The organism is Rhizobacter sp. P3_B12 (assembly GCF_056402895.1).
Genome location: NZ_JBFUGN010000489.1, coordinates 1 through 4,586, shown reverse-complemented (window position 1 = coordinate 4,586; position 4,586 = coordinate 1). Strand labels below are relative to the sequence as shown.

General features: G+C 64.4%; 6 protein-coding genes. 3 read left to right on the top strand and 3 right to left on the bottom strand.

Features of this window, described 5'->3' with window-relative positions:
• Nucleotides 1-393: 393 nt before the first annotated feature.
• Nucleotides 394-1,815 (bottom strand): AbfB domain-containing protein, encoded by a 1,422-nt coding sequence (locus AC1D01_RS21970; RefSeq protein WP_477870039.1) that lies wholly within the window; start codon nt 1,813-1,815, stop codon nt 394-396.
• Between the two features lie 385 nt (nt 1,816-2,200).
• On the opposite strand from AC1D01_RS21970, the gene AC1D01_RS21965 reads away from it, so the two are divergent.
• Entirely contained in the window at nt 2,201-3,103 is a 903-nt protein-coding gene (locus AC1D01_RS21965) for an amino acid ABC transporter substrate-binding protein (RefSeq protein ID WP_477870038.1), read from the top strand.
• 18 nt (nt 3,104-3,121) lie between these two features.
• Here the strand turns inward: AC1D01_RS21965 and AC1D01_RS21960 are convergent, their stop codons facing one another.
• Nucleotides 3,122-3,367, bottom strand: a complete 246-nt coding sequence (locus AC1D01_RS21960) for a hypothetical protein (RefSeq protein WP_477870037.1) — start codon at nt 3,365-3,367, stop codon at nt 3,122-3,124.
• A 106-nt stretch (nt 3,368-3,473) separates the two neighbouring features.
• Between AC1D01_RS21960 and AC1D01_RS21955 the strand changes: the two genes are divergently transcribed.
• Together AC1D01_RS21955 and AC1D01_RS21950 are read left to right on the top strand one after the other, a co-directional pair.
• Complete coding sequence (locus AC1D01_RS21955) at nt 3,474-4,037, top strand: hypothetical protein (protein ID WP_477870036.1); 564 nt, start codon at nt 3,474-3,476, stop codon at nt 4,035-4,037.
• A 15-nt stretch (nt 4,038-4,052) separates the two neighbouring features.
• A complete protein-coding gene (locus tag AC1D01_RS21950; RefSeq protein ID WP_457331889.1) occupies nt 4,053-4,274 on the top strand; it encodes a helix-turn-helix domain-containing protein in 222 nt (73 codons plus the stop codon).
• Here AC1D01_RS21950 and AC1D01_RS21945 read toward each other — a convergent pair.
• Nucleotides 4,275-4,586 (bottom strand): hypothetical protein (locus AC1D01_RS21945; protein WP_477870035.1); only part of this gene is annotated, 312 nt, incomplete at its 5' end.

Below are 4,586 nucleotides of genomic sequence, written 5' to 3'. Positions count from 1 at the left end.
GTGCAGGTGCAGGTGCAGGTGCAGGCGCAGGCGCAGGCGCAGGTGCCGACCCAACAGGTGCCGCGGTGTCCGAGTCGTGGCCTCCCCCGCAGGCAGACAGCACCATGGCGCACAGCAATGCGCTCGTCGCGTTGGCGCGTCTGGGGCCTTGGTTTGGCATGCTCATCGTGAAGATCCTGTTGCGTCAAAGTAAGTGCGGCGCGCCCATCTCATTCGACATGCGGCGCCCTCGATTTCGGCGCTAGTGTCTGAGTCGCGATGGCAGGAAAGATGACGAAACTTGCGGAATCGACGGAGGCCACGCGGGGTCGTTGGCGCAGCGAGACGCAGTGCAACAGGATGCAAGTTCAGCCCACCCGATTTACATCGAATCGGGTGGGTGCTTCACCTGCGTCAGGGGATCACATGAAACGTCGCGTCGCTGCGGTCGGTCTGGTTCTTGACGAGATCCAGGCGCAGCACGTAGGCGTAGTGGCGGATGTAGCGGGTCGAGTCGCTGTACGCCTGGAAGGAACTGGCGCTCGTGTCGGCCAGCCCCGGCACCTGCTTGAACGTGGCGTCCGCGGCGAACTGCGGCGATCCGTCATACGGCGCGAGTTCGAAGACGAAGTCCTTGTGCCGCAAGTAGTAGCCCGGGAAGTTCACCGAGGCGAAGGAAACGTAGCCCGCGTTGTTCGCCAGCCCCTTCACCATCCGGAACTTCGAATCATCCAGCGGCGAGACGTTCGGATCGATGCGCACCGCGAAGCTCGAATGCCGCACGTACCGATCCGGAAAATTGGAGGACTGCATCCGGTTGATGGGCGTGGCGCCTCCCCACTGTGCGTTCACGCGGCTCATCTCTGCGGCGCTCAGGTTCAGGATGCCGCCATGCCGCTTGCGGTCCGAACCCAGGTCGTACGAACCCGTCGACGCGATCTGCCAGTTCTGCGCACTGCCCATGTTGATCGACGTCAGCGGCAGGTAGCCCTTGCCCGCAGCGTACTGGTCGACCCACAGGCCCCACTTGTTCTCGTTGTTGAACTTGAAGAGGATGGGGCCTTCGACCATGCTGCCCGTCAGGCCGATCTGCGACAGGTCGCCCAGGGTCGTCCACGCGCCCAGCACCGACTGGCTGCCTTCGAGCGTGATCTGGCCGTCTCCGGAGGCACGCACGTACCTGAAGCCGCCGACGCTGCCCGCGACCTCGATGATCTGCGTGTCGATGATGCCTTGCGTGCCGGGCCGGTCGATGTACATCTGCGGCGCGGTGAAGCTGCGGAAGTCGGTCGTCTTCGCGTAGTAGATGCGCGGCTTGTCGATGCCGTTGAGCGGCGAGATGGTGGCCCAGTACACGATGTAGGCGTTCGATGCCGGATCCCAGATGGCTTCGGGCGCCCAGGCGCAACCCGCGTTCGGGATGGCGCCGGCCACGTCGACCAGGCGCGGCTCGGACCAGTGCACGAGGTCCGTCGATTCCCAGATGACCAGCTTGGTGCTGGCGTGGTGCATCGCGGCATCCCAGCCCTTGCCGCTGGCGATGCGCAGGTCCGTGGCGAGGATCCAGTACCTGGAACCGTCGGGCGAGCGCACGATGGAGTGGTCGCGCACGCCTTTCTCGCCCACGGTCGACATCAGCACCGGCTGGCTGTTGTTCAGGTCCGACCAATGCATGCCGTCGGTGCTGACCGACATGTAGGTCTGCTCGCCTTGCGCAGACTCGCCCGTGAAATGAACCAGCAGGTAGCCCGCCGATTGCGCCTGTGCACCGCTGAACGCAGCGGCGAGAAAGCCGGCAGCAACCGCCGATCGAATCGATCTCAGAAATGTCTTCACCAGTGAACTCCTGTCTCCGCGGAAAAAAGCAGCCGTCACGACGTGACGGGCCCGTTGCGCCTCGCTCAATCGGCAAGATCGCGGGGGGCGATGCTATGGAGGTGTGGGTGCACGGTCCAATCTCTTCTCGGCGCGCTTCGATACCGGATTGGATATTCCCGTGAATACCCCGACACGCCATCGCGACCCGGTGAGGACTCCGCTCGAGAAACAAGGTAGGGAAGAGCGGGTGAGGGCATTGAACAGGCGCTCGGCGATGCGGCGCATCCGGAGATATTCCTCACGCAGGGCGGCGCGGTGTCAGAGATCATGATTCGATCGAGAGGCGATCATTTCTTCGGTGACGGCGAGTTCCAGACTCCGGGCTTTTGGAGGAGTCCGGGTCATGTCTTCATTTCAGCCTCGCGTGTTGTCGTGCCTGCTGCTGCTGGGTTGCAGCGGCGCTGCGTGGTCGCAATCCCACGGCGACACCATGACCCGGATCCGCGACAGCCGGGCCATCACCATCGGCGTGCGCGAATCGGCCCGGCCTTTCTCGTTCCTGAACGCGCAGAAGCAGCCGGTCGGCTACTCGGTCGACCTGTGCATGAACGCCGTCGAGGAGATCAAGCGCGAGCTGAAGCTCGGCGAACTCAAGGTGCAGTTCAAGGTCGTCAGCGGCGCGGAGCGCATTCCCAAGCTGCAGGCCGGCGAGATCGACCTCGAATGCGGGTCGACGACCAACACCCAGGCGCGCCAGCAGAAGGTCGATTTCAGCTACTCGTTCTTCGTGGCCTCGATGCGCGTTCTCACGTCCAGGAGCATCCAGGTCAACACGGTGAAGGACCTGAACGGGCTGCCGATCGCGCTCATCAAGGGCACGACCTCGGAGAAGCTGTTCAAGCAACTGGGCGACGGAGAGCTGCGTGCGCAATTCCAGTCGTACACCAGCAATGCAGAGGCATACCAGGCGCTGAAGGAAGGCCGGGCGCGGGCCTTCCCGCAGGACGACTCGTTGCTGCTCGGCCTGGTGTCCGCCGACCGCGCGCTCGATTCGCTCGAGGTGAGCGCCCTGGCCCTCTCGGTCGAGCCCTATGCGGTGATGGTCCGAAAGGGTGACAAGGTCTTGCTGGCGGCGGTGGACCGCAGCTTGATGCGCCTCTACGCGAGTGGCGAGATCAACGCGCTGTACGACAAGTGGTTCATGACCGACACGCTGACGATCAGGATGAGCCGGCTGACGCGCGACGGCTTCACGCGCCCCAACAAGGAGGCTGGCGTGGCGGCGCTGCTCGGCTTCTCCCTCTGACGCCGGGCGCCAGGCCTTTCATTGCCGGGGTGTCTCAGCGGGCCGCCCAGGCTCGGCGGGCTCGGTACCCGCCGCGCGTGCGCGCTCCTTTTCATAGTTGGCGAACTCGGGAAGCACCGGGCAGGGCGGGTCGGCCGGCTTTCGACTCAGCCGGCATTGCTGCGCCGTGTTGCGCTGGCCTTCGTAGAAGGCGCGCTCCCAGTTGACGTCCGCGCACCCGGCCAGCAAGACCAATGTGATGCAGACAGCACGACGATTCAGCATGCCATTTCCTTGTGCTCAGTTCGTTGAGAAAATTTCTGTTTCGCATTGTTTTATTATTGTTTTACAGAAATATATGGCAAACTGAGACCCTCGACAAGGGGTCTGCATGAAGAGTTCGCCAAGCGCAATTCCGCCGGTCGGCGCGCGGCTCAACGCGTTGCTTGCGCTCGCATGCCTCGCGATGGTGATTGCCATTCCGGCACTCACGCTCTACGGGTTGTGCACGACACCGCCCGAGATCTGGCTGGCGCGATTGGGCGGCACGTCGGCATTTCCGGCAGCTCAGCCCGGTTTGCAGATCGCGGGGTGGCAGGCTGGCCTGGCTGTGCTGGCAGGCATGCTGCCGGCATGTGCGATGGCCTACGGCCTGTTCCGTGCGCGCCTTTGTTTCCTCGGTTTCGCGCGCGGCGAAACCTTCAGCCTGGGCACGGTGCGACACCTGCGCGGCTTCGCGGTCGGCATGTTTGCCGCAGCGCTTGGCGGGCTCGTGTCGTCGGCGCTGATCAGCGTGCTTCTCACGCTGGGCGCGCCTCCCGGCCAACGCTCACTCGGGTTGACGATCGGCTCCAGCGAATTGCTGATGCTGCTGTTCGCAGGCATGGTCTGGCAGATCGCGCACGTCATGACGCAAGCTGCCGAACTTGCCGACGAGCACGCGCAGATCGTCTGAAGCGAGACGCCCACCGTGCCCATCGTCGTCCGGCTCGACATCATGCTCGCCGAGCGCAAGGTGAAGTCGAAGGACCTGGCCGAGTACGTCGGCATCACCGAAGCCAACCTGTCCCTGCTCAARCAGGGCAAGGTGAAGGGCGTGCGCTTCGACACCTTGCAGCGGATCTGCGAGTACCTCGACTGTCAGCCTGCAGACCTTCTCGTCTCGAAACCCGATGGCGAGTCGAGCCGCTGATCAGCGGCTCAGCGTGATGCGGCCCACCTGGAAGTCGATGTCGCGCTTGCCGCCGGCCACCTTCGCGTCGGCCACTTCCACCGCCGACAGGGCGCCCTGCGTGACCGCGATGGTGCGCGCATTGGCGCCGCAGTACGACTCCGAGGCGAACCTGGCCAGCGGGATGCTGTACTCGCGCAGTTCCGGCGTGACCGGCTGCAGCACGACGGGGTAGCAGCCGGCGTCGCGAACGGCCTTTTCGTCGCCGAGCACGCGGATGCGCAGCACGCCGGGCGTGCTGGCGGCGAGTTGCAGCGTCACGGTCTTGTAGGC